23 protein-coding genes are annotated in these 23652 nt (G+C 59.3%); 11 read left to right on the top strand and 12 right to left on the bottom strand.

All coding sequences use genetic code 11. From position 1 onward, the window contains the following. Positions 1-307 precede the first annotated feature (307 nt). The gene (tyrS, locus tag KZO34_RS13130) at positions 308-1510 is read right to left on the bottom strand and encodes a tyrosine--tRNA ligase (RefSeq protein WP_219477115.1); all 1203 of its coding nucleotides are present in this window, start codon (positions 1508-1510) and stop codon (positions 308-310) included. Between the two features lie 304 nt (positions 1511-1814). On the opposite strand from tyrS, the gene KZO34_RS13125 reads away from it, so the two are divergent. After that, positions 1815-3191: an OapA family protein gene (locus KZO34_RS13125; protein WP_219477113.1), complete on the top strand. Its 1377-nt coding sequence runs from the start codon at positions 1815-1817 to the stop codon at positions 3189-3191. Between the two features lie 5 nt (positions 3192-3196). After that, positions 3197-4294, top strand: a complete 1098-nt coding sequence (locus KZO34_RS13120; protein WP_219477111.1) for an anhydro-N-acetylmuramic acid kinase — start codon at positions 3197-3199, stop codon at positions 4292-4294. A 73-nt stretch (positions 4295-4367) separates the two neighbouring features. Here KZO34_RS13120 and erpA read toward each other — a convergent pair whose 3' ends face one another. The 4 genes from erpA to argC form a co-directional block, all read right to left on the bottom strand. After that, positions 4368-4700, bottom strand: coding sequence for an iron-sulfur cluster insertion protein ErpA (erpA, locus tag KZO34_RS13115; protein WP_219477313.1), 333 nt, complete (start codon positions 4698-4700; stop codon positions 4368-4370). An 85-nt stretch (positions 4701-4785) separates the two neighbouring features. Then, on the bottom strand, positions 4786-5274 hold the full coding sequence (locus KZO34_RS13110) for a bactofilin family protein (protein WP_219477109.1): 489 nt from the start codon (positions 5272-5274) through the stop codon (positions 4786-4788). A 1-nt stretch (position 5275) separates the two neighbouring features. Continuing rightward, positions 5276-6016, bottom strand: coding sequence for a DUF6776 family protein (locus KZO34_RS13105; RefSeq protein WP_219477107.1), 741 nt, complete (start codon positions 6014-6016; stop codon positions 5276-5278). Between the two features lie 9 nt (positions 6017-6025). Further along, positions 6026-7063, bottom strand: a complete 1038-nt coding sequence (argC, locus tag KZO34_RS13100) for an N-acetyl-gamma-glutamyl-phosphate reductase (RefSeq protein WP_219477105.1) — start codon at positions 7061-7063, stop codon at positions 6026-6028. Between the two features lie 155 nt (positions 7064-7218). Here argC and KZO34_RS13095 point away from each other — a divergent pair, with 155 nt between their 5' ends. The 6 genes from KZO34_RS13095 (at position 7219) to KZO34_RS13070 (ending at position 13432) form a co-directional block, all read left to right on the top strand. After that, positions 7219-8994 (top strand): chloride channel protein, encoded by a 1776-nt coding sequence (locus KZO34_RS13095; RefSeq protein ID WP_219477103.1) that lies wholly within the window; start codon positions 7219-7221, stop codon positions 8992-8994. 3 nt (positions 8995-8997) lie between these two features. Then, positions 8998-9420: a protoporphyrinogen oxidase HemJ gene (hemJ, locus tag KZO34_RS13090; protein WP_219477101.1), complete on the top strand. Its 423-nt coding sequence runs from the start codon at positions 8998-9000 to the stop codon at positions 9418-9420. Positions 9421-9461: 41 nt separating this feature from the next. Next, positions 9462-10220 carry a bifunctional hydroxymethylpyrimidine kinase/phosphomethylpyrimidine kinase gene (gene thiD / locus KZO34_RS13085; protein ID WP_219477312.1) on the top strand — a complete coding sequence of 253 codons (759 nt, stop codon included), beginning with the start codon at positions 9462-9464 and terminating at the stop codon, positions 10218-10220. Continuing rightward, positions 10217-10876: a thiamine phosphate synthase gene (gene thiE, locus KZO34_RS13080; protein WP_257900422.1), complete on the top strand. Its 660-nt coding sequence runs from the start codon at positions 10217-10219 to the stop codon at positions 10874-10876. The genes thiD and thiE overlap by 4 nt, the downstream gene beginning before the upstream one ends. A gap of 15 nt (positions 10877-10891) precedes the next feature. Further along, positions 10892-12172, top strand: coding sequence for a glutamate-1-semialdehyde 2,1-aminomutase (gene hemL, locus KZO34_RS13075; protein WP_219477095.1), 1281 nt, complete (start codon positions 10892-10894; stop codon positions 12170-12172). A 339-nt stretch (positions 12173-12511) separates the two neighbouring features. Then, the gene (locus tag KZO34_RS13070) at positions 12512-13432 is read left to right on the top strand and encodes a lipase family alpha/beta hydrolase (RefSeq protein WP_219477093.1); all 921 of its coding nucleotides are present in this window, start codon (positions 12512-12514) and stop codon (positions 13430-13432) included. Between the two features lie 34 nt (positions 13433-13466). Here KZO34_RS13070 and KZO34_RS13065 read toward each other — a convergent pair whose 3' ends face one another. The 4 genes from KZO34_RS13065 to KZO34_RS13050 form a co-directional block, all read right to left on the bottom strand. After that, a complete protein-coding gene (locus KZO34_RS13065) occupies positions 13467-14792 on the bottom strand; it encodes a tetratricopeptide repeat protein (protein WP_219477092.1) in 1326 nt (441 codons plus the stop codon). Positions 14793-14936: 144 nt separating this feature from the next. Beyond that, positions 14937-15377: a hypothetical protein gene (locus KZO34_RS13060; protein ID WP_219477090.1), complete on the bottom strand. Its 441-nt coding sequence runs from the start codon at positions 15375-15377 to the stop codon at positions 14937-14939. Further along, positions 15374-16087, bottom strand: a complete 714-nt coding sequence (locus KZO34_RS13055; RefSeq protein WP_257900279.1) for an anti-sigma factor family protein — start codon at positions 16085-16087, stop codon at positions 15374-15376. The genes KZO34_RS13060 and KZO34_RS13055 overlap by 4 nt, the downstream gene beginning before the upstream one ends. 4 nt (positions 16088-16091) lie before the next feature. Then, entirely contained in the window at positions 16092-16679 is a 588-nt protein-coding gene (locus KZO34_RS13050) for an RNA polymerase sigma factor (protein WP_219477088.1), read from the bottom strand. A gap of 217 nt (positions 16680-16896) precedes the next feature. Here KZO34_RS13050 and KZO34_RS13045 point away from each other — a divergent pair, with 217 nt between their 5' ends. Next, positions 16897-17808: a DUF4382 domain-containing protein gene (locus tag KZO34_RS13045; protein ID WP_219477086.1), complete on the top strand. Its 912-nt coding sequence runs from the start codon at positions 16897-16899 to the stop codon at positions 17806-17808. 53 nt (positions 17809-17861) lie between these two features. On the opposite strand, the gene KZO34_RS13040 is transcribed toward KZO34_RS13045, so the two are convergent. Continuing rightward, positions 17862-18437 carry a tetratricopeptide repeat protein gene (locus tag KZO34_RS13040; protein WP_219477084.1) on the bottom strand — a complete coding sequence of 192 codons (576 nt, stop codon included), beginning with the start codon at positions 18435-18437 and terminating at the stop codon, positions 17862-17864. Next, positions 18434-20764: a penicillin-binding protein 1B gene (gene mrcB, locus KZO34_RS13035; RefSeq protein WP_219477082.1), complete on the bottom strand. Its 2331-nt coding sequence runs from the start codon at positions 20762-20764 to the stop codon at positions 18434-18436. Before mrcB ends, KZO34_RS13040 begins: the two co-directional genes overlap by 4 nt. A 143-nt stretch (positions 20765-20907) precedes the next feature. Between mrcB and KZO34_RS13030 the strand changes: the two genes are divergently transcribed. After that, a complete protein-coding gene (locus KZO34_RS13030; RefSeq protein ID WP_257900420.1) occupies positions 20908-22464 on the top strand; it encodes a bifunctional aminoglycoside phosphotransferase/ATP-binding protein in 1557 nt (518 codons plus the stop codon). Positions 22465-22479: 15 nt separating this feature from the next. Then, positions 22480-22872: a Rieske (2Fe-2S) protein gene (locus KZO34_RS13025; RefSeq protein WP_219477078.1), complete on the top strand. Its 393-nt coding sequence runs from the start codon at positions 22480-22482 to the stop codon at positions 22870-22872. Here KZO34_RS13025 and sfsA read toward each other — a convergent pair. Continuing rightward, entirely contained in the window at positions 22856-23587 is a 732-nt protein-coding gene (gene sfsA, locus KZO34_RS13020) for a DNA/RNA nuclease SfsA (RefSeq protein ID WP_219477076.1), read from the bottom strand. The two genes, KZO34_RS13025 and sfsA, sit on opposite strands and share 17 nt — an antisense overlap. Positions 23588-23652: the final 65 nt, after the last annotated feature.

Below are 23652 nucleotides of genomic sequence, written 5' to 3'. Positions count from 1 at the left end.
GCGTATTCTACATCGAACCGCCACCTTGTCAACCGTTATTTTTCTCTGTTTTCCGTCTCCGGAAAGCGCCGAAAAATCTACCGGCCTACTGCTTGTTGCGAGGGGCGCATTCTACACTGAACCGCTTCCCTGTCAACCGCTTTCTGAAGAATTCTGAAACTCAATTTCTTCAACACTTTCAAGCGGTTATCTCTCGATTTCTGGCCCGCCTCAGTGGCGTTCCCCTCGAAAGAGATGCGCATTCTACAGACCTGCTCAGAGGTGTCAACGACGATTCTGAAAAAAACTCAAAATCGCCGAAAACCGGTCACGCAGTGATCAACACCCGCGCAATCTTCTTCTTGCCAGCCTGGACCACACAATCATCACCTTCAACGAACAGGCGATCGCCCTCAAACTTCTCACCATTAACAAAGACCGCACCACGCCCCAACACGTCCCGGGCTGCCGCACCATTCTTTACCAGACCCGCCAACCTCAACACCGAGGCCATCGGCATTTCGGGCTGACCCTCAAGGGACACTTCCACCGTAGGAACATTATCCGGGATCTCGCCAAGGGCAACCCGATTTCCCGCCGACTTGTGGGCCGTCTTCGCCGCCTCCTCATCATGGAAGCGGGTAATAATCTCTTCAGCCAGCAGCTTCTTATAGTCCTGCGGGTTCGCACCTGACTCGACGGCCGAGCGAAACTCATCAATCTCGGCCAACGGACGGAAGCTCAGCAATTCAAAGTAACGCCACAGCAAATCGTCCGGCATAGACAGGAGCTTGGTGTACATCTCGCCAGGCGAGTCATTAACGCCGACGTAATTACCCAGAGACTTGGACATCTTCTGGACACCGTCGAGACCTTCCAGTATCGGCATCGTCAGAATGGCCTGAGGTGTCTGGCCATACGCCTTCTGCAGAATGCGCCCCATCAGCAGATTGAACTTCTGGTCAGTACCGCCCAACTCGACATCCGCTTCCATGGCAACGGAGTCGTAACCCTGAACCAGAGGGTAAAGGAACTCGTGGATGGCAATGGGCTGCTCGGCGCGATAGCGCTTGGTGAAATCGTCCCGCTCCAACATCCGGGCGACCGTGTACTGGCCCGCCAGCTTGATCATATCGGCGGCACCCATCTTGTTCATCCAGTCGGAGTTGAACATGACACGTGTTTTCTCGGGGTCGAGAATCTTGAACACCTGCTCTTTATAGCTGATGGCGTTCTCGGCAACCTGCTTTTCGGTTAACGGCGGACGCGTTGCACTCTTGCCTGTCGGGTCACCAATCATCCCGGTGAAATCCCCGATCAGGAACATCACTTCGTGCCCAAGATCCTGGAACTGCCTCAGCTTATTAATGAGGACCGTATGCCCAAGATGGAGATCCGGCGCAGTCGGATCGAAGCCCGCCTTGATACGCAGAGGGCGACCTTCTTTTAATTTCTCAATCAGCCCGTCTTCCGGAATCAGTTCGTCAATGCCGCGCTTGATTACGGCCAACGCCTCATCAATAGATGCCATGAACAACACGTCCCCAGTTTTGATCTCGATAGATTCTGACAGTTACAGACCTCTACAAAAGAAATCTGTGAGTTACCTGCACTCCTGCTAATATTATCGTACAGTTTTTAAGCAATACTGGACGAGCAGGGCGGCGCATTATAGCAGTGCCGTCAGCAAAAATCCGGGGGGATGGAGCAGCAACCGTAATGTTCCACGCTGTCCCACGTGCTGTTTATACGGTAATCTGTCTGTCTATACTTTAACAACAGCTTTAACTAGGTAGCTCAACCTACCGGAATACCGATTAAAACGGATGCGATACGTGCTAAAAATGTTGCCCAAAACACACATTACGATTGCCGCCACTGCAACCGTCGTAGTGACCGCCGCCATTCTTATGAGCCCCAGTGCCGACGTGGAAGCCAAACGCATGTCCTACGCGCTGGACCTGGAACAGGGCACGGTCACCGGCAATGGCGAGGCAGAACAGGTTGCCCCGGAGGCTGCCAACACCGCAGCGATTGACGAACAGTCACCGGTTGTTTCCGCAAACCAGACGGCCGAAGCTGTGGAGCCGGCGGAACCCCAGTTTGACTGGAGAACCTTCGAGATTGAATCCGGCGACACCTTGTCCTCGCTGTTCAAGAAAGCCGGCTTCAATGACGGCGTCATGCTGTCGGTCATTCACGGAGAAGGCGACGCCGAAAAACTCCAGCGCCTGTATGCTGGTGAGACGATCCGATTTGCGACCAGCGAAGCCGGTGACCTGGCGGCTATCGAGCTTCAGCGCAGCCTGCTCGAAACTCTCAAAATTGAGAAGACGGAAGACGGATTTACCGGACAGAAGGTTATTCGCGAACCTGAAGCACGGCCGGCATTCGCTTCCGGCACCATTGACGGTTCCCTTTACCTGGCCGCCCGCGAGGCCGGCCTGAACGACCGCCTGACCATGGAACTTGCAGGCATCTTTGGCTGGGAAATCGACTTCGTTTACGATGTCCGCAAGGGTGACCACTTCGAAGTGGTTTATGAAGAACTGTATCTGGACGGCGAAAAGTTCGATACCGGCCGCATACTCTCTGCCCGCTTTATCAACCGCGGTGAAGACAACACGGCCCTGCTGTATACCGACAGCAACGGAGACAGTGACTACTATTCACCCAACGGCAAGAGCATGCGCAAGGCGTTCCTGCGCACTCCCATCAACGCCCGGGTCTCGTCGCCATTCAACCTCCAGCGCCGCCATCCGGTTCTCGACGTCGTACGCCCCCATGAAGGTACAGACTATGGCGCACCCACGGGCACGCCCATCAAGGCCGCAGGTTCGGGACGGGTACACTTTTCCGGTTGGAAAGGCGGCTACGGTCGTACTGTCATCCTTCAGCACGGTGACAACATCACAACGCTTTACGCTCACATGAGCCGCCTGGGCCGGGGCATTAAAAAAGGCACTCGCGTTAAGCAGGGCGAAACCATTGGCTATGTCGGCTCATCCGGCATGGTGACGGGCCCGCACCTGCACTATGAGTTCCGCCTCAACGGATCGCCGCGCAACTCCCGGACCGTAAAACTCCCGGATGCCAAGCCGGTACCTTCCTCGGAAATGGCACGGTTCAAGCGTTACACCGAGCAACGTCTGGCACAGTTCGACGTCTTCCGAGAGAATTACCAGCAACTCGCTCTCGCCTCAGAAGAGTAAACGCCATGGAAGCCTGGATCGGGCTCATGTCCGGCACCAGCATGGACGGCATTGACGCCGTGCTGGTGTCCTTTGATGGTCGGTCGATTACGGTCCACGCCTCAGAGACTCTGAACTATCCGGATGACCTCCGGCACCGCCTCCTGGCGGTTAGCCAGAATCAGGGCACACCGGATGAGATCGGCGAACTGGACACCCTGACCGGCTCCCTCTTTGCCGATGCCGCCAACAGGGTCATCGAACGCTCGGGTATTTCCCCCTCGGCAATCCGGGCTATCGGTTCGCATGGCCAGACAATCCGTCACCAGCCCTCTGGTTTCGCGCCCTTTTCCACACAGATCGGCAACCCGTCGGTGATCGCCGAAAAAACCGGCATTACCACCGTTTCCGATTTCCGGCGCAGGGACATGGCCGCAGGAGGCCAGGGCGCTCCATTGGTTCCGGCTTTCCACAAGGCTTTTTTCAGCTCCGACACCGAGGACCGATGCATCCTAAATCTCGGCGGCATCGCCAACATTACCTGGATTCCGGCAGATTCGAATGAACCGGTTACTGGCTTTGACACCGGACCGGCCAATGCCTTGATGGACGCCTGGTGCCTGAACCAGACCGGCCTTCCCTACGATGCAGATGGCCACTGGGCCGACGAGGGCAACGTTGATCACGAACTGTTGAAGGACATGCTATCGGACGCGTATTTTACGCGGTCAGCACCCAAGAGCACGGGCAAGGAACGGTTCAATCTGGGCTGGGTGAAAACATTGGTGCAGCGACACCCCGACCTCCAGGCAGCTGATGTCCAGAGGACCCTGCTTCAGCTGACGGTTACTAGCATTCTCCACCAGTTGCCGGCCGCACCCGCCATGAGAATCTATGCCTGCGGCGGCGGCACCCGGAACCCGGTGCTAATGAAAGAACTGGAGCGGGCCTTGAGCCCAGCGCCGCTGGCCATCACCGCAGAGCTTGGACTGGATCCGCAATGGGTCGAGCCAGTGGCATTCGGATGGCTGGCCCAGCAGACCCTTGCCGGCAATCCTGGCAACCTTCCCGACGTTACGGGCGCGCGGGGACCGCGGATCTTGGGCGCTATCTACCACGCCTGACAGCTCAGGACAGATCGTGCACCAACAAAAAAGGAGAGCATGCGCTCTCCTTTTTTCGTTCAGTCTGATCGGGTCAGATTGAAAAGGAACTCCCGCAGCCACAGGTCGAGCTGGCATTCGGGTTCTGAACCACAAACTGTGAGCCCTGAAGCCCTTCCTGATACTCGATGGTAGCGCCTACGAGATACTGATAGCTCATCGGATCTACCAGCAAACTGACGCCGTCCCGCTCGATCACAGTATCTTCTTCGTCCTGACTGTCATCAAAGGAAAAGCCGTACTGGAAACCGGAGCAGCCACCGCCCGTGACAAAGACACGGAGTTTGAGCTCAGGATTTTCCTCCTCCTCAATCAACTCTCGCACCTTGGCAACGGCACTGTCACTGAAGAACAGCGGTGCGGCCATTTGTTGCTGAACTACACTCAAGTTCGCCTCCGGATCACCTGTGAACAACTCGGACGATTATGGTATTCCTGACTAAAACAATCAACTATTCGGACTTTCCACCACCCTCGGCTTCAACTGCAGCTTCTGCTTCAGTATAGGCCTTGCCGGAAGACTCGTTATCGGTCTTCGTACCGGGCTGATCCCGGGTCAGCAGGCCGGCCGGTTCGCGCTGATGCACCAGATTTCCGTTGACCGACGCACCCATCGCCATTTCAATCAGGTTGTAATAGACATTGCCATTGATAGAGGCTTTTTCGGCCAGCTCAAGGTGGGCCGAGGCGTAAACATCACCGTTTACCGTGCCGTTGATAATCACATGGGGCGCGACAATGTCTCCGGAAATCTCGCCAATCTCCGAGATCCTGAGCACGGCATCGCTGCCCTCTTCAGCCACGACTTTGCCATGGACCTTGCCATCCACATGCAGACCACCGGAAAACTGGACATCGCCCTGGACCGTGGTACGGGACGAAATCAGCGTGTCGAAATGGCCGGTTGGCCGACGCGGTTTCTGCTTTTTCTTTCCAAGCATGTCACTTCTCCGTTAAGTCATCCCAATCAAAAGTTCGTTCAGCCTGTGAGGATTTCCGGCCCTCGGCCTGGGCCACCACCTGGATTTCGAGAGGTTCGAAACCATCCGGCAGCACCAGTAAACCTTCCACGTCCTGAAAATAACGGAAACGGAATTTCACGCCGAGGTCTTCTATATCCTGAGACAGGTCGCGCAGGGCGATGACTTCTTTCTCTTCGTCGCGCAGGCCGATGACGTTCACCGCCACCACACCTGAAATGTAGCTTTTGTTATTGCCCACCTGAGTCAGTACCAGCTTGAAATCAAAGGCACCGGGCTGTCGATCCGGAGCCATCGTGAAGCTGTCGACTTGAAGCCCCTTGCTGGTCTCCGAGGGGGCCATGATATTTTTATAGAATGTCAGGTCGGATTTCAGTGAAGCAATCCGGGTTTCAAGTTCAACGATGGTCCTTCGGGCCTGATTCAGCGCCTGCTCATCAATAACCCGACCCCGATCGAGGTTAATCACCTGCTGGCGCGCCTCGGTGTAGTCGTCCCGAAGCGTGTCCAGCTCCTCTTCCAGGACATCATTGGAAGCCGCCACACTGGAAAACCGAAACCCTCCCTGGGCCAGCCCCGTGGCGTACCCGGCAATGGCGGCAACAACCGAAAAGATCAGCAGAATGGCGGTTCGCCGCAGCCGGTAGCCCGGCCGATGGCGAATCACGACATATTCTTGTTCCGGCTTGCGGTCCTCACTCACGGCGGCGCCTTAAGGAAGCAGGGCCGGGGCTTCAAGCCCAAGCGTTTCGTTCAGACCGAACATGATGTTCATGTTCTGGATGGCCTGTCCGGCGGCGCCTTTCACCAGGTTATCGATGACTGACGAGACAATCACGATGCTGCTCTGTTCCTGGCGATGAAGAGCCATCCGACACTGGTTGGCGCCGCGAACGCTACGAGTTTCCGGATGACTGCCGAAAGGCATCACGTCGACAAAGGGTTCATCCCGGAACCGGTCTTCAAACAGGCCCTGAAGCTGGTCAAACTGCCCGGGATCCTTGAGCTCCGCATAGAGAGTCGCCTCAATACCACGGATCATGGGAATCAGGTGCGGCACAAAGGTAACGCCCACTGCAGATCCGGCCGCCCCGGTCAGGCCCTGACGAATCTCCGGCAGGTGGCGATGGCCCGAAGCGCCGTAGGCTTTGAAGCTCTCCCCGACCTCACCGTGCAACATGCCAATCTTGCCCTGCCGACCGGCACCGCTGGCGCCGGACTTGGCATCGGCAATCAATCGGGCCGGATCCACAAGAGCGTTTTCCAGAAGCGGCAGGAAACCGAGTTGAACTGCCGTCGGGTAGCAACCGGGATTCGCCACCAGCTGGGCGCTTCGAATCTCTGCGCGAGCCACTTCCGGCAGGCCGTAAACAGCCTGCTCGGCCCACTCGGCACTTTCATGCGCCATACCATACCAGTTGGCCCAGACTTCCAGATCCTTCAGCCGGAAATCCGCCGACAGATCGACCACCCGGACACCGGCCGCCATGAGCTCTGGCACCATGCGCATGGCAACGCCGTGCGGGGTGGCAAAGAACACCAGATCACAGGCTTTCAGTACATCTGCATCCGGCTCGGAAAAAGCCAGGTCGTAATGCCCCCGCAGATTCGGATACATGTCGGCCACAGGCATGCCTGCTTCCGAACGGGAGGTAATGCAACTCACTGTAACTTCCGGATGAACTGCCAGAATTCTCAGCAATTCCACACCGGTATAGCCGGTGCCACCAACGATGCCTACTTTAATCACCACTCTCTCCAGCGACGTCGTATCAGGGTTTGGACGAATGACGCCGTAGTCTACCATGATAAACCAAGGACTTATTGCAGCCCGCGGGGCGGTCGTTACAATGATGTCAGAAACGCTCCGTCTCTTCATCGCACCCAACCGGAATTCCGGCGTTCATGCAAACACTCTGGCACCAGATTACCGAGCATCTGATTCCTGTGTTCCGCCGCAGGTTATCGGGTGTCGATGCATTGCCTCAGCTGGCGGTGCTCGGACTGCTATCCGGGCTGATCACCGGCGGCGTCATCCTGGTTTTCCGCCTTGCCATTGAGTGGCCACTGGAACACTTCCTGCCCGGCGGGGACTCTGAGTCCTTCGAAGAGCTGAACCTGATTACCCGCGGCGTGTTGCCGTTAACCGGTGCCCTGCTGCTGGGGGTTATGCTGCACCGCCTGGCCATTCATGACCGCAAGGTGGGAATCGTGCATGTCATGGAGCGCCTGAATTACCACCAGGGCTACATCTCGTTGCGCAGCGCCATGGTCCAGTTCGTGTCGGGCGTGGCTACGGTGGTATCCGGCCAGTCCGCCGGGCGGGAAGGACCTGCGGTACACCTGGGCGCTGCCTTCTCGAGTCTGATGGGCCAATGGATGCGGCTGCCCAACAACAGCATCCGAACCCTGGTGGCCTGCGGTTGTGCGGCTGCCATTTCCGCCTCGTTCAACACCCCCATTTCCGGCGTGATCTTTGCCATGGAAGTGGTGATGATGGAGTACACCATCGCCGGGTTTACCCCGATCATCCTGGCAGCAGTGAGCGCGGCGATCGTGACCCAGGCGGTCTACGGTTCGGAGCCGGCCTTCAGCGTACCGCCCCTGACCATGAACTCCCTCCTGGAAATTCCGTGGGTCCTCGCCATCGCGGTCATTATTGGCATCGCCGCGGCGCTTTTCATTCAACTGGTGGATTCCATGGGGCGTTATCACCACCGCCCGGTTATCCTCCGTATAGTAGCGGCGGGGCTGCTGATGGTTCCCTTCGCTATCCTGATGCCGGAAACCATGGGCATCGGCTACGATACGGTCGACGACACCATCAATGGCCAACTGGGGTTCTGGCTGCTACTGGGCGTGGGTGCTTCCAAGTTATTGGTGACGTCACTTACCCTCGGACTGGGCATGCCCAGTGGCGTCATCGGTCCAACGCTGTTCATGGGCGCCACCCTGGGCGGCGCGATGGGGCTGGTCGGCGCACAGATCGTTCCGGAGCACGCCTCCTCGGTCGGGTTCTATGCCATGCTGGGTATGGGCGCCATGATGGGGGCCGTACTCCAGGCGCCGCTGGCGGCACTGATGGCGCTGATGGAGCTGACCCGCAACCCCAACATTATCCTCCCGGGCATGCTGATCATTACCACCTCCACCTTGGTCACCAGCGAGGCTTTCGGCAAGAAGTCCCTGTTCCTAACCATCCTGAAGAGTCAGGGCCTGAGCTATCAGAACTCACCTGTTATTCAGGCGCTGCGTCGGGTATCGGTTGGTGCCATCATGGATCGAAGCATTCTGCGCACAGAACGCCACCTGACTGTCGAAGAGGCCAGGAAGGCCCTGAAGTCAGAACCAAAGTGGCTACTGGTCGAGGGCAGCAGCGGGCCTACCGCACTGCTGCCTGCGGTCGATCTGGCTCGGTATCTGGAAGACACGGAGAAACTGGCCGCCGAGGAAGGAACCGAAGCTCCCGAGACCGTGGACCTCATGGACATCCCGGCGAACCGACGGGATATTGCACCGGTCCAGTACCAGGCCACCCTTGAAGAAGCCCTGAATGTATTCCACGCAAACAATGCCGAGGCCCTGTATGTACAACGGCATGTTGCGCCGATGATTCAGCGCGTATACGGGGTGGTTCTGAAGACGGACATCGAAAGCTACTACCAATACCGAGGGAACTAATGAATGCTGTGGGTTAAAGCCTTCCACATAATCTCCATGGTGTGCTGGTTCGCCGGCATTTTTTATCTGCCACGACTATTCGTGTATCACGCGGCCTGTGAGGACGAAGCCGGCCGAGAGCGTTTCAAGATCATGGAAAGAAAGCTGTACCGGGGGATCACCACGCCGTCCATGATCGCCACCCTGATCTTTGGCATCTGGCTCATTGGTTACAATATTTCCGGCTATTTCAGTCAGGGCTGGCTGCATGCCAAACTGCTGCTTGTGGCCGCGCTCATCGTTTATCATTTCTACTGCGGCCACCTGGTCAAGGTGTTCCGGGATGATCGCAACACCCGCAGCCATGTTTTCTACCGCTGGTTCAACGAGCTGCCGGTTTTCATCCTGCTGGCGGTCGTGATCCTCGCCGTTGTTAAACCCTTCTAAGGAGTCGAGCCATCAAACGCTATACCCGACCTCAGGTACTGATCTTGTCCGGTCTTGACCCGTCCGGCGGCGCCGGTATCCAGGCTGACATCCAGGCCATCACCTCGCTGGGCTGTCATCCCCTGCCCGTATTGACCTGCCTGACCGTGCAGGACACGACCAACGTCTACGGGGCCGAAGCGGTCGATGCCGAACTGATTCGCAAACAGCTGAAGTGCGTTGCCGACGACGCACCGATTCACGCCATTAAAACCGGGGCCCTCGGCAACGCAGCCATTGTTGATGTGCTGGTGGAATTTATCGGGGAACACCCGGGCATCCCGCTGATTACTGACCCGGTCATCAAGGCCGCCGGTGGTGGCGATCTGGCCGACGACGAACTGATCACTGCCATGAAACAGCGCCTGCTCCCGCTGGCTGAAATGATTACCCCGAACGGGATCGAGTTAGCCATGCTGGGAGATAATGCGGACCCGGAACAGGCGGCCAGACAGCTGCTGGAGACAGGCTGTTCATCGGTCCTGGCGACGGGCGGCCATGGTACCGGACTGCATATCACCAACACGCTCTTCAACCACGCCCCGGATCCGATGACCTGGGAAATCGAACGGGTCGGTGGTGAATACCACGGCACCGGCTGCACCCTTGCCGCGGCCATCGCCGCTGGCCGGGCCTGTGGTCTGTCCCAGCGAGCCGCGATCTCCCAGGCGCAGAATTACGTTAACCGCGCAATTCTGCATGCGCTGGAGGTCGGCAAGGGCCAGCCGGTGCCCGACCGGGGTATCCCGTGGGAACGATGACCAAGGCACTGCGACCGGGATTGTATGCCATCACCGACAGCCAGCTGACATCCCCGGCTACGCTGATTCCCTCGGTAGAAGCCGCACTGCGAGGCGGTGCGGTTCTGGTACAATACCGCGAAAAGAGCGCCCCCACGACGGAACGGCTCCGGCAGGCTCTTGATCTGCAGGCCGTCTGCGCCAATGCCGGCGTTCCGCTGCTGATAAACGACGATGTGGACCTGGCCCGGCGTTCAGGCGCAGCCGGAGTGCACCTGGGCCAAACCGACGACACGCTGGCGAGCGCGCGTCACCTCTTGGGGGAAAACGCGATCATCGGGATCACGTGCCACGCGGACCTGGAGCTGGCGCGCATTGCTTATCACGCCGGCGCAGACTACCTCGCGTTCGGGCGCTTCTACACCTCCGGTACAAAACCCGACGCCCCGGCAGCCGCCCCGACGGTGCTCACCGAGGCCCGGCAGTTTGGCCGGCCGGTCACCGCCATTGGAGGGATCACCGCCGAGAACGGCGAACCTTTGATCCGGGCCGGAGCCGACATGCTGGCCGTGGTCGGCGGCCTGTTCGGCGGCACGCCCGACGATATCGAACGGCGCGCCCGAACGTTTACGCGCCTGTTCCAGCAACATCATCCACTTTTTTCACTCTCCAGATAACAGGAATACAGACCCATGACTCACTCCGAAACCCTGTTCGAAGAAGCCCAGAAATACATCCCCGGCGGCGTCAATTCCCCGGTCCGGGCATTTCGCGGCGTGGGTGGCACCCCGGTGTTCTTCAAGCACGCCGAGGGCGCGTATTTGTACGACGAGGACGACCGCCGCTACATCGATTACATTGGTTCATGGGGCCCGATGATTCTTGGTCACTCCGATCCACGCATCAAGAATGCCCTGCATGCCCAGGTGGACCTCGGCATCGGCTACGGTGCTCCCACCTCCCTTGAGACCGAAATGGCCAAGAAGGTCTGCGAACTGGTCCCCTCCATTGACCTGGTTCGCATGGTGAACTCCGGCACAGAGGCCACCATGAGCGCAGTGCGACTGGCCCGTGGTTACACCGGCCGGGACAAGATCGTCAAATTCGAGGGCTGCTACCATGGCCATGTGGATTCGCTGCTGGTTAAGGCCGGATCCGGCGCCCTGACTCTGGGCGTACCGAACTCCCCCGGCATTCCCGCCAGCCTGGCCGAGCACACACTGACTCTGGACTTCAACGACATCGACAGTGTGCGTGAAACCTTTGCCCGGATGGGCGATGAAATCGCCGCCATCATCGTTGAGCCCGTGGCCGGCAACATGAACTGCGTACCGCCGGTTCCGGGATTCCTGGAAGGCTTGCGTGAGGTGTGCGACGAGCACGGAACCGTGCTGATTTTTGACGAGGTGATGACCGGCTTTCGGGTCTCCCTGGGCGGCGCCCAGGAACTCTACGGAGTCACCCCGGACCTGACCGCCCTTGGCAAGGTCATCGGCGGCGGTTTGCCAGTCGGCGCCTTTGGTGGCAAGCGGGAAATCATGGAGCATATCTCGCCCCTCGGACCGGTCTACCAGGCGGGGACCCTGAGCGGCAACCCACTGGCCATGTGCGCCGGACTGACCACCCTGAACGCGATTTCCGAACCGGGCTTCCACGATCGACTGACGGAAAAAACCATTGCCGTACGCGATGGCATCAAGGCCGCCGCCGACGCCGCGGGCATTCCGCTGGCTGTCCAGAGTGCGGGCGCCATGTTTGGCTTCTTCTTTACCGACGAGGAAGCCATCACCCGATTCGACCAGGTCATGGGCTGCGATGTCGAACGCTTCAAGAAATTCTTCCAGGGCATGCTCAAAGAGGGGGTTTACCTGGCACCCTCGGCCTTCGAAGCCGGCTTTACCACCGCGGCACTGACCGACGCCGATATTGAGCATACGATCGAGGCCGCTCGCAAGGTGATGGCGACGCTCTGACCGCCAGCCCATAAATCTCCCAACCCGGCCTCGATGACACGGACAATAGCGTGTCATGCGGGGCCAACTGGGTGATCCCCGTCACAGCCTGACCGCGCCGCCGACTATTGTGCCTGTTCGGAGATTGACTTGCGCGCGCTCGCGCCAAACTATAGCCGGATCTCGTAAGAGATGCTCTGACGGCAACAATCTAACAATCACAATACCGAAGTCAGCGCACGGAAGCCTTTTTTTCTGTCCAAACAGGCAGATGCAGTAAGAGAAGCAGTCTCTGGAGCAGCCCGTTAGGTTGAGCCGCAGTTTGAATAACAAACACAACATCAAACTGTAGGAACGACAATGAAACCCTGGATCAAAGCAATGGCTCTGGCCCTCGCGGTCGCGTGGTCAGCCCCCTCCGCCGCCTGGTGGTGGGATTCCACTCCCTCGAATTACACCGACACCCGTTACCCGATTGTGCTCGTGCATGGCATGTTCGGCTTCGATTCCATTGCCGGAGTCGACTACTGGTATGGCGTGGCAGAGGATCTTCGCAAGTACGGTGCGGACGTTTACACCACGCAGGTGCCGGCCCTGGATAGCACCATCGCCCGGGGCGAAGCCCTGCTGCCCCAGGTGCAGGCCATTGCCGCTGTGTACGGCAAAGTTAACCTGATCGGCCACAGCCACGGCGGCCCGACAGCCCGCTACATTGCCCGGGTGAGGCCAGATCTGGTGGCATCGGTCACCTCCGTCGGCTCCCCCCACAAAGGGTCGCCTGTGGCGGATCTGATCTACGGTTCTTCAGCCGAGAGCCTCGCGGCGTCGCTGGGCAATGCCCTGGGTGGTTTGATTGACCTGCTGTCCGGCGGCGGCTACAACCAGGATCTCCGCTCCAGCCTTCAATCCCTAACCACGCAGGGCAGCGCCGAATTCAACCGCTTCGCTCCGGCCGGTATGCCAACCACCTCCTGCGGTGAAGGCGCCCATTCCGCCAACGGCGTCCGCTTCTATTCCTGGGGCGGAACCGGAGTGCTCACCAACGTTCTTGATCCCTCCGACGCGCTGCTGGGGACCACCAGTCTTGCGTTTGGGTTCAGTCAGAACGACGGCCTGGTGGGCCGCTGCAGCAACCATTTTGGCAAAGTCATCCGGGATAACTACTTCATGAACCATCTGGATGAGGTGAACCAGGCTCTGGGACTGCACAGCCTGTTTGAGACCGACCCCAAGTCGGTATTCAAGCAGCACGCCAACCGGCTTAGAAACACCGGACTCTGAGCCTTTCCTGACATGCCCCGGCTGATTGCCGGGGCTAGAACGTCCCTTCCAGAGACCCAATCAGGGTGTAGCGCCGGTAGTCATAGCGGTCAATTCCGCTGTCATTGTCCTGTACCTGCCATTCTGCTCGAACAAGCCAGCTATCATTGAGTCGGCTCTCGGTAAAAATACCGACCTCTATACGGCCATCGACCCGACGCTCGCTGACCAGAGCATTGCCCTCGAACAACACGTGGGGATCCTGGAACCGGCTGTAGCGGAAGGCGCCGGTCCCGCCAACCAGCACATCGGGACGGATCCGATATCGTGCGCTCAACTCGAGGGTGTGGTGGCTGGGCGACACGCTGATAAACTGGTCACCGACCTGAAAATCCTCCCGGTCATTAACTTCCCACCGGTAGTCGCCGTCCAGCAGCCAACCCCTGAAACGGCGGGTTGCTGACAAGCGCAGCCGGTACCATTCGCCATCGTAGCCCTCGAAACCGGCACCGCCATCAACGTGCGCTGCCGCCAGCGCGACCGAACACCGGGCCAATTTCAGCAATCCGCCGCAAGCAGACCAGCGCTGAAAACCCTCCAGACCGTAACGGCGCTCCAGGGCATCGGCATCGAACCAGGACTGACTCACGGTGACACTGGCACCCTGCACCACCGACGCCAGTGTCCGTGACCAGATCAGTTCTCCCTGGAGAAGCGAGGTATCGTATTCATCGTTGGCGGGGTAATGCCGACCATAGGCTACGCCTCCGAGGCTTAACCGGCCGTCGCCCAGGGCACCCGCCGTAGCCGAGCCGGCGGCCAGCAGCTCACCAAAGAGACCACCTTCACTGCTGGCTGACGTGTCGGGCAGACCGGCAATGTTGCTGTCGTAGCCGGCGGAAGCGAGCAGATAACCCGTGCCTGGTCCCGGGCTGCGTTGCTCGTGCACCCTACCTTCCAGTTTCTCCAGCTGGACGCGAGCCAGTGCCCGAAGCTTTTCCGGAGTAGTCGGAGTCGTTGCCCGGGCGAACCAGCGCTTCGCGCCGGATTCATCGCCCTGTTCCAGCGCCACAAGCCCGAGATTGTAACTGGCGAGGGCCTCATGCTTTGTATTCAGGAGTTCCAGGAAGGTTTGCTCGGCAGACTGATAATCGCCCAGTCGATAGTAAACCACGCCCAGATTGTAGGTCAGGGAGACCGACCTGAGACCTCCGGCACGTGCAGCCTCAAAGGACTTGCGGGCACCTTCCAGGTCGCCAGACTGGAACTGCTCGACGCCAAATCTGAACGTCTCTGTCGAAGAGCCACGTTCAGATGCCGCGGTCCAGGAGGGCACCACAACAAACAGCCAGCATAGTAGGGTGAACCGAAATGCCAGCAAGGGTACTCTCCGGATCAGCGAATGGATCAGCAGGCTGGCGGAAGGAAAGACCAGCGCTACCGGGCGACAACGCTGGAGAGTATAGCAAGGAGGGCACTAAAAAAAGGCAAGATTACCCTTGAACCGCAGACTTGATTGCCTGGATTAACGGTCCAGACCGGGCGGAGTTTTGCCTCGGATATCCTGGGCACGTTCTTTTGCATCAGAGGAAATCTCAGGGCGCTGCGGTTTTTCCGGAGCCTTGATTTTGTCCGGCAGGTCGGGCTTTTCCCGCACCGAGTCAACACTCCCCCGGGCGCCACGCGCGTCGTCTGCGACCGACTGGCCGAACTCCCGGCCATTGTCCCGGGCCTCTTTCGCTGAGTCCAGATCCGGCGCAGACTGACCCCGTTGCAGTTCGGACGGGGTTGCCATGGGCAGCTCAATCTCGCGGACAACGGAATCCGTCAATTCAGCGTCATCCAGAACCATGCGCATGGTGACATCAAGATCATTGGCCGCCGCAACGCCCAGGGACACGGTCAATCCCGCGCCCAAGACAAAAACGCGCAGCAATACAGCAGTTACCAAACTACGGTACTTCACGACGATGGCCCCTCTTTCATAGTCATAGCGTCCTCGGAATCCGGGATAACGGCACGGAAGGTTTTCTGGCGATCACCGGTGTCGAGCCTGGCCACCAGCTCCCCGGAACCGGGGAACAAGACCTTGAGCGGCAGCGCCAGGACATTCTCACCGGCATCCAGACTCACCTTCCAGCTCAGCTCATGCTGCCCTGGCAAAGAGGCAAGCTCCACGTGGGGCGGAAGCTCAAGGGTCAGGGTGACGTCCTCAAGCGGCTCGCCGGAGCGGAAGGCCAAACGGACGGTTCGTTCTGTCGGCTGGCCAATCCCCGCCGGATCACTCACGGACTGACTCTCGCCGGTCTGCTCGTTGACTGCCACTGGCATCTCTGAGACCGGCGAGCCTTCATCCAGCAGAACCCCGAGACCAATGCCTAGCGCCAGGGCCGCCGCTACCGCGCCGCCCAGGACCGTATGACTCCAGCCACTTCCTGCCCCGGAAGACCGACCGGTCGCGGCGTCCAGCACCCGGGCTTCGAAACCCGCGGACGGTGCCGGAATGCCTGCCTGCCGCCGGAGCGCTCCCGTCAGAGCCTGCTCCGACTCCAGCCTGACCCGACACGACGAACAGGTACGCAGGTGCCGCGCAATCTCTTCGGTGCGTGTTTCAGAAAGCTCATTGTTACTGTAAGCGGCGAGGCTTACACGAATTTCCCGACAGGACATAGTCATTACCTCACTCACCTAGACGCCCGGATCCGGGAATAGGTTCCAGCTCCCGCTGCAATTTTTTTCGTAGCATCGCGCGGCATCGATGCAGGCGGGACTTTACCGTCCCCAGCGGAATGTCGAGAACCTCGGCGATGTCCTCCTGGCGCCAGCCATCAACATCGTGCAACAACACCAAGGTGCGCTGGTCCGGTGCGAGCGTTGTCAGAACCCGATCCAGTACCGGCCCCAACCGCTCCAGCTCAAGAAGTGCGTCGGGGCCCTCGTCGTCCGACTCCAGGCTATCCATCCAGTCGGCGTGGCTGTCGCCATCCATCAGTTCACTCAGCGGGCGATCACCCTGTCGACCCTTCCGCCTGACCTGATCTATAAACTGTCGATAGAGCACCCGGTTCAGCCAAGGGCGGAGCTGGTCAACGGATTCCAACTCATCAAGCCGGGGATAAAGCTTGACCACCACGTCCTGCACCAGATCCTCGGCATCCTGCTGTTGGCCAGCCAAACGATAGGCAAAGCGGTACATCACCTCAAGATGGGGCTGCACAAGCGCTTCGAAACGCCGGGTTTTAGAGAGCCTGAAAGGAATTAGGGCCAAAACCGGTACTACCTGCGTGGTTTTCATTCAGCCAGGCAGTTTATAACAGTTACCCCGCGACTGCATTCACCCAACGCGCCGGACGGGCTTTGATGACGGGGCCATGAGCAAATGTTAACAAAAATTGCGGAACCTCCCGGTTTTCGCGATCGTGAATGGGAGTGTTAGCAAGCGATTCTTATCGGCTAAAACCAAGCAATAAACCAAGGGGGTTTATATGAAGCGTTCCATCCGTTTTTTCACCGTCTCAGCTCTGGCTGCAGGTATTGCCGCCTGTGGCGGTGGTAGCGATGGCTCAGGTTCAACCGGCACGGTTTCCTTCGATGTCACCGACGCTCCGGCCACGGAATTCTCCAACGTGACCGTGGCCTTTACCGGATTTGCCATGAAACCCCAGGATGGTAAATGGGTCGAATTCACGTTCGACGAGACCAAGACCTGGAACCTGCTGGACCTTCAAGGTGGCGTCAGCGAGCCACTGATTACCGACGAAGAAGTGCCTGCAGGCCCCTACTCCGAGCTCCGCCTTCTCGTGGATACCGATAATTCGTACCTGACACTGAAGGATCAGCCGGATGTGCAGAAAACGCTGGCGGTTCCCTCTGGCGAACAGAGCGGCCTGAAACTGAAAGGCGACTTCCTGGTGGCTGCAGACACCACCACCGACTTCACCATCGACTTCGATGTGAAAAAATCCATCGTGAACCCGCAGGGCGAATCGCTGGCAGACTACCTGCTGAAACCGTCCCTGCGTCTGGTCAACAATCTGGAAGTGGGTTCAATCACGGGCGAAGTGGACTACGTGACCCTCAGTCAGACTCAGGATTGCGCATCAGACTACGAAGGCTCCGTCTACGTTTATGAAGGGGCGGATGTGACGCCGACCGATATCAATGTATACGGTGAAGAGGCCGGCCCGCTGATGGCCGTCCCGGTCGCAGATGAGGATCTGGAGGGCCTGCACACCTACACCGCGGCCTTCCTGACCGCCGGCGAGTACACCATCAGCTACAGCTGCCAGCTGGATGACAACGAGACCGACGATGCGCTGGAGTTCCAGGGCACCCAGAACGTCACGGTGGTTGAAAACACTGAGACAACGGCAGAACCGATTCCGTTGATTCAGTAATCGGCATACGCCTCGGCTAAAAAAGCCCCTGCTCCGTCAGGGGCTTTTTTTTGTTAGAGCGCCGCCGCTCGCGCCTCGGCCTGATCAGCGCCGGCCACATTGCCGCGGGCCCTTCGGATATCCGCCAGCAACAGCCAGCCCGCCCGTTGCATTTGCGTGTCGTTGCCAGCCAGTGACAGCCCCTTCAGGGTGAACTGTTCCGCCGTTCCCAGCTGATTACTGGCGACATAGGCTTCGGAAAGCTTGAAGTAGACTTCGGCGGAGCGGGGGGCAATCCGCTGCGCCCGCTCCAACCGGGCAATAGCCGCGGGAGCATCACCCCGGGCCAACAGGCTGTCCGCTTCCCGGATCAGGCTCAACGCTGCCGGCGACAGGCTTTCACCAGAATCCCGATAACTCGGAGAACTGGTGCGCGGGCTGGATTCCGCCGGCTCGGATACCTCCGGCTGTTCGCTTTTTCGCCAGACCGGCGACTCCTTCGGTTCGCTGCTCGTACGGGGTGGTTCCGGCGCCTTTGGCGCCTCGCCGCCAGCGGGCACATAAATCGACTCGCCCGGTGACGACGCACAGCCCGCCAGGGCAAGCAGCGCTGCCATTGAGCCGGCACATATCAGAAAACGCGTATTCATTGGAACAATCCTTCAAACCAGCCTTGAATTCGACGTTGCAGGTTACCAGAACACGACACCGTTTGAGCGGGTTCGCTGCCCGCAATCAGTGGCACCAGCCGGGCATTGTCGCAGTACTCGTCGGTCAGCGCCTGCCTCTCACTGTTGACCCAGTGATAATTGACACCGTCCGGCACAACCGGTGAGAAGCTGTGTTGTGGAACCTGGGCCATGAATCGGGACCACACCGGCAAAGCGCCGCTGGCACCGGTGAGTGAGGTCGGGCCATTGTCATCCCGGCCGACCCACGCAACCGCCAGCAGGTCGCCACTGAAACCTGCGAACCAGGAATCGCGACCGTCGTCGGTGGTGCCGGTCTTACCCGCCAGGGTAAGCTTCTTCGGCAGGGTATAGTACGCCGACCTGCCGGTCCCCTCCTGCATGGTTTCCTGCATGGCATACTGCACCAGATGCACAGCCGCAGGATCCGCCACCTGATCAACCTCCAGGCTGTAACGGGACAGAGCCTCCCCACCGGGGTCGGTGACCTCACGAATGGTCCGCAAGGGTGTATTGAAGCCGGATGTCGCCAGGCCCTGGTACATCTGCGCCACGGTCACCGGATTCATGGAAACGGATCCCAGCAGCATGGACGGGTACTCGGAGATGCTGGACGCGACCCCGAACGCCTGCAGGGTTTCCTTGACCACATCCACACCGATATCAAGACCCACCCGCACCGCCGGCAGATTGTAGGAATGGGACAGGGCCTCGTGCAACGGAACCTCGCCACGCTCCCTGGTGTCGTAATTCTTGGGTTCCCAGCGCCGGCCGTCGTCAAACTCCAGGGCAAAGGATTTATCCAGCACCGGGGTGATCAGGGTGTAACTGTCCGGCTGCTCCAGCGCTGACAGGTAGATGAAAGGCTTGATCAGTGAACCGATCGGACGGTTGGCATCCAGGGCCCGGTTGAACCCGGCGAACTGGGGGTCTCGTCCGCCCACCAGCGCCAGTACTTCGCCGCTGTCCTTGGCCGTGACCACCAACGCGGCCTCCAGCGATTTACGGATTTCACCACTGGCCAGCCTGGGCAGGGTGTCGGTCACCGCGTACTCGGCCGCGTACTGAATGGCCGGGTTCAGGGTGGTGAAAATGCGCAGCCCTTCACTCCGAAGATCCTCCTCCCGGTAGTCCCGCGCCAGGTGCCGGCGCACCAGATCGATGTAGGCCGGGTAACGGTTCTCCGAGTAGGAGGGCTTCGCGCTCACCCCCAGTGGCATGCCCCGGGCGCGAGCCGCCCGCACGGAGTCGATCAGGCCCGCCTCCTCCATCTCCGAGATCACCAGATTCCGGCGCTCGGTGGCGCGGTCCGGGTGGCGACGGGGATTGTAATAGCTGGGCCCCTTCACCATGCCCACCAGCAGGGCAATCTGATGCACGTTCAGCTCTTTCAGGGATTCGCCAAAATAAAACTGGCTGGCCAGACCGAAGCCATTGATGCTGCGTGTCCCTGCCTGCCCCAGATACACCTCGTTCAGGTAGGTCTCAAGAATGTCGCCCTTCTCGTAATGTAGTTCCAGCAGGATCGACATCAGAGCTTCGTTGCCCTTACGCAACAGAGTCTGGTCCCGGGTCAGGAAAAAGTTCTTGACCAGCTGCTGGGTCAGCGTACTGCCGCCCTGTACAATCTGGCCGGCACGGATGTTGGCGAGCATGGCACGAGCTATCGAGAGCGGCGCGATGCCAAAATGGTCGTAGAAATTTCGGTCCTCGACCGCCATGAGCGTAGTCGGAAGCAGGGCTGGCACTTCCTCCAGCTGTACCAGGATGCGGTCTTCCTTGTGGGTCGGGTAGATTCCGCCGATCTGAGCCGGTTCCAGGCGCACGATGGGCGAGGCTTCGCCACTGAGCACGGAGAAGTCCTCTACCCGGTCTCCGTAGATATTGAGCGCCAGCCGACGTTTGGGCTCGCTGCCGTCCGGAAAACGAAACCCTCGGGTGCTGATGACAAAATGCCCGCCGCTGCGGCGATAGGTGCCGGCATTGGTTCCGTCCCCCTTGCGAAACCCGGACAGCTGAAGCTCACGCTCCAGGGCACCGGAGCTGATGCCAGCGCCGTCATAGAGTTCCAGTGGGCGGGCATAGACCCGGGAGGGCACTTCAAACCGGCGGCCTTCAAACCGCGACGTGATAACCGCGTCAAGATAGACTGTCCAGCCGGCCAGCAGAACGAGTCCTATGGCACCGAAGCGAAAGACAAACCGCCAGAACCATGGGCGGCGCCCGTTCCTCGGAGACTTTCGGGGGGATTTCCTGGGTGATCTGGAAGATGAGCTAGATTTTTTCATGGCCGGATTATAGCGAAGGCATTCACCCTAAAGGCAGGCCAACTGTGTGTTATTTCTGTAATCTGGCCGCTATGATGGGTCCGTAAAAATTCAATGGGTTCAGGGAACTTTAGGAGAACACCGTGAGCGAAACATCCCCAGAAATGCTGGTTCGGGCACTGCAGAATCCGGAGCTTTACGATCATCCGGCCAATGGATTCCAGATCATTGAGACTCACATCTCCCAGGTTATTCTCACGGGTGACTATGCCTACAAGATCAAGAAGCCGATGGATTTCGGATTTCTCGACTTCTCGACCCTGGCCCGCCGCAAGCATTTCTGCGAGGAAGAACTCCGGCTGAACCGCCGCCTGGCCGAGCCGCTGTACCTGGAAGTCCTGCCCATTACCGGAACTCCGGAAGAGCCGGTGCTTGGGGGAACCGGAGAGGCGTTCGAGTACGTCATAAAAATGCGCCAGTTCGACCAGGACCAGCTGTTCGATCGACTGCAGGAACAGGGTAGCCTGCAACCGGACCTGCTGACGGACCTGGCCCGTCAAGTGGCGGAATTCCACGACCAGCTACCCACGGTGCCGACTGACAAGCCCCTGGGTACGCCGGAAGCCGTTTACGCTGCCATGCAGGAGAACTTCGACCAGATTCGTCCGATGATTGACGACAAGGAGCTGCTGGCACAGCTGGACAACCTGGCAGCCTGGACCGAAACCACCTTTGAACGGCATCGCGACCTGATCGCCCAGCGCCGGGCCAATGGCCTGGTTCGTGAGTGTCACGGTGATCTGCACCTGGCGAACATCACACGGTTTGGCGGCAAGGTCACGGTCTTCGACTGCATCGAATTCAATGAGCCGTTCCGCTGGATTGATGTGATCAACGATCTGGCCTTTCTGCTGATGGACCTGGAATCCCGACGCGAGCACGCCCTGGCCAATCTGGTACTCAACACCTACCTGGAATACCGGGACGATTTCGAAGCACTGCCGCTGCTGCCGCTCTACAAGGCCTATCGCGCTATGGTCCGGGCCAAGATTGCGCTGTTCACCATGGGTAACCCGTCGCTGAGCGAGGGAGAGAAAGCCGGGCTGATGCAGCGTTACCGGGATTACGCCCAACTGGCCGAGGATTACAGCACCATTCCCACCCCCTACCTGCTGGCGACCACCGGTTTGTCGGCCAGCGGCAAATCCTGCGTCTGCTCTGCCATGGCCGGCGAACTGGGACTGATTCGACTGCGGTCCGATGTCGAGCGCAAGCGGATACACGGTCTGGGGCCACTGGCTAACAGCAAATCCCCGACCGGAGGCAACCTCTACACCCCGGAAGCCACTGAAAAAACCTATCAGCGCCTGGCGGACGTTGCCAGCCACCTGCTCGCCGCCGGCCTGCCGGTTGTGATCGATGCCGCCTGTCTGAAGGAGCGGGAGCGTTCCCTGTTCGCCGCGATCGCCGAGGAGCAGGCCGTGCCGTTCGCCCTGCTGCATTGCGAAGCTCCGGAAGCGTTGCGCCGGGAATGGATCCGGAACCGGACGAACGATGCCTCGGAGGCAACCGAGGCGCTAATGGACGAACAGCAGAGCTGGTTTGAGCCACTGACTGCCGAGGAACGCAGCCACACCATCCACCTGCATACGGATCAGGAACACGTGGCCGAGGCGGTCGCCGACCGGATCCGACAGCACTTTGGTTTCGGCCCGCGTTGACCGGCAGGCGGATGAATGGGAAAGGATGAAGTGCCGACCGCGAAGGCTACGAATCGTTGGCAGCCAGTCTGCCAAAAAGGTGAACTGGCCTCAGGACAGACTGTGGAATTTCGCATCCAGCGCCCGCATGCGGACCCCGGGACCATGCCGCTGACCGGTTTCGTGTTCCTGCACGGCGATGAACCTAGGGCCTACGTTAACCAGTGTCCTCATCTGGGCATTGAACTGAACTGGATGCCCGGCCAGTTTATGGATGCCGACAAGCTGTTCATTCAATGCTCCACCCACGGGGCCCTGTTCAAGCCCGGTACCGGCGAGTGCATCGCAGGCCCTTGTCAGGGCGACGCCCTGACCGCCCTCGATCTACGGATTGAAAACGGCGAGATTCAGATCAGATTTCAAGAATGACCGGTACCGAATCGGTCAGGCTCATGGCGCCGGTCGGGTCACCATCCTCGCCAGCAAGATTGGCCCGATAGGCAATCACCTCGACACCGGCATCACAGGCCTCTCGCAACAACTGGGCGTATGTCGGGTCGATATGGTCGGCCGGGCGCACGGCCTCAATGCCGGTATGGTTCACCACAAAGAACAAGACGGCGCGGTCGCCCTCAGCCACCTGGGCCATCAACTCTCTCAGGTGCTTCTGCCCCCGCGTTGTCACTGCGTCGGGGAAAAAGCCTTGCCCGTCCTCGGACAGGGTAACGTTCTTCACTTCCACCCAGGCATCCGGCTCGCTGTCGTGCCCTGACAACAGCAGATCGATCCGGCTCTTCTCCGATCCATATTTCACTTCTGACCGGCAGCTGCCGTAGCCGGTGAGTTCCGCGACACGGCCACCCTCCACCGCCGCACGGGCCTGGGCATTGGGACGGGCGGTATTGATACAGGCGAGCACGCCCGGCGACGTTTCAACCAGCTCCCAGGTGAACTGCAGCTTGCGCTTCGGATTGTCGCTCCGGCTTAACCAGACCCTCGCATCCTCCGGCTGACACCCGAGCATGGAGCCGGTGTTCGGGCAATGAGCCGTAACCTCACTCCCGTCCGGCAAGCGCACGTCCGCGAGGAAGCGCTTGTATCTGCGTATCAGACGCCCCTCAACCAAAGGTTCTGGAAAGTTCATGTGATCTCCGTACAAAAGTAGTTGTCACAAGGCTGGCACCCCCGTGACTAATCTGCTATTTTCCG

This window comes from Marinobacter sp. F4206, assembly GCF_019392195.1.
GTDB lineage: Bacteria > Pseudomonadota > Gammaproteobacteria > Pseudomonadales > Oleiphilaceae > Marinobacter.
The sequence above is the reverse complement of the archived record's forward strand: the minus strand, read 5'-3'. Positions and strand labels throughout refer to the sequence as shown.

What these genes read in the sequence shown, in the direction of transcription:
- tyrS (WP_219477115.1), bottom strand. Translation starts at nt 1,510, where the DNA reads ATGGCATCTATTGATGAGGCGTTGGCCGTAATCAAGCGCGGCATTGAC.
- KZO34_RS13120 (WP_219477111.1), top strand. Translation starts at nt 3,197, where the DNA reads ATGGAAGCCTGGATCGGGCTCATGTCCGGCACCAGCATGGACGGCATT.
- erpA (WP_219477313.1), bottom strand. Translation starts at nt 4,700, where the DNA reads ATGGCCGCACCGCTGTTCTTCAGTGACAGTGCCGTTGCCAAGGTGCGA.
- KZO34_RS13110 (WP_219477109.1), bottom strand. Translation starts at nt 5,274, where the DNA reads ATGCTTGGAAAGAAAAAGCAGAAACCGCGTCGGCCAACCGGCCATTTC.
- KZO34_RS13095 (WP_219477103.1), top strand. Translation starts at nt 7,219, where the DNA reads ATGCAAACACTCTGGCACCAGATTACCGAGCATCTGATTCCTGTGTTC.
- hemJ (WP_219477101.1), top strand. Translation starts at nt 8,998, where the DNA reads ATGCTGTGGGTTAAAGCCTTCCACATAATCTCCATGGTGTGCTGGTTC.
- thiE (WP_257900422.1), top strand. Translation starts at nt 10,217, where the DNA reads ATGACCAAGGCACTGCGACCGGGATTGTATGCCATCACCGACAGCCAG.
- hemL (WP_219477095.1), top strand. Translation starts at nt 10,892, where the DNA reads ATGACTCACTCCGAAACCCTGTTCGAAGAAGCCCAGAAATACATCCCC.
- KZO34_RS13070 (WP_219477093.1), top strand. Translation starts at nt 12,512, where the DNA reads ATGAAACCCTGGATCAAAGCAATGGCTCTGGCCCTCGCGGTCGCGTGG.
- KZO34_RS13055 (WP_257900279.1), bottom strand. Translation starts at nt 16,087, where the DNA reads ATGACTATGTCCTGTCGGGAAATTCGTGTAAGCCTCGCCGCTTACAGT.
- KZO34_RS13045 (WP_219477086.1), top strand. Translation starts at nt 16,897, where the DNA reads ATGAAGCGTTCCATCCGTTTTTTCACCGTCTCAGCTCTGGCTGCAGGT.
- KZO34_RS13040 (WP_219477084.1), bottom strand. Translation starts at nt 18,437, where the DNA reads ATGAATACGCGTTTTCTGATATGTGCCGGCTCAATGGCAGCGCTGCTT.
- mrcB (WP_219477082.1), bottom strand. Translation starts at nt 20,764, where the DNA reads ATGAAAAAATCTAGCTCATCTTCCAGATCACCCAGGAAATCCCCCCGA.
- KZO34_RS13030 (WP_257900420.1), top strand. Translation starts at nt 20,908, where the DNA reads ATGCTGGTTCGGGCACTGCAGAATCCGGAGCTTTACGATCATCCGGCC.
- KZO34_RS13025 (WP_219477078.1), top strand. Translation starts at nt 22,480, where the DNA reads ATGGGAAAGGATGAAGTGCCGACCGCGAAGGCTACGAATCGTTGGCAG.
- sfsA (WP_219477076.1), bottom strand. Translation starts at nt 23,587, where the DNA reads ATGAACTTTCCAGAACCTTTGGTTGAGGGGCGTCTGATACGCAGATAC.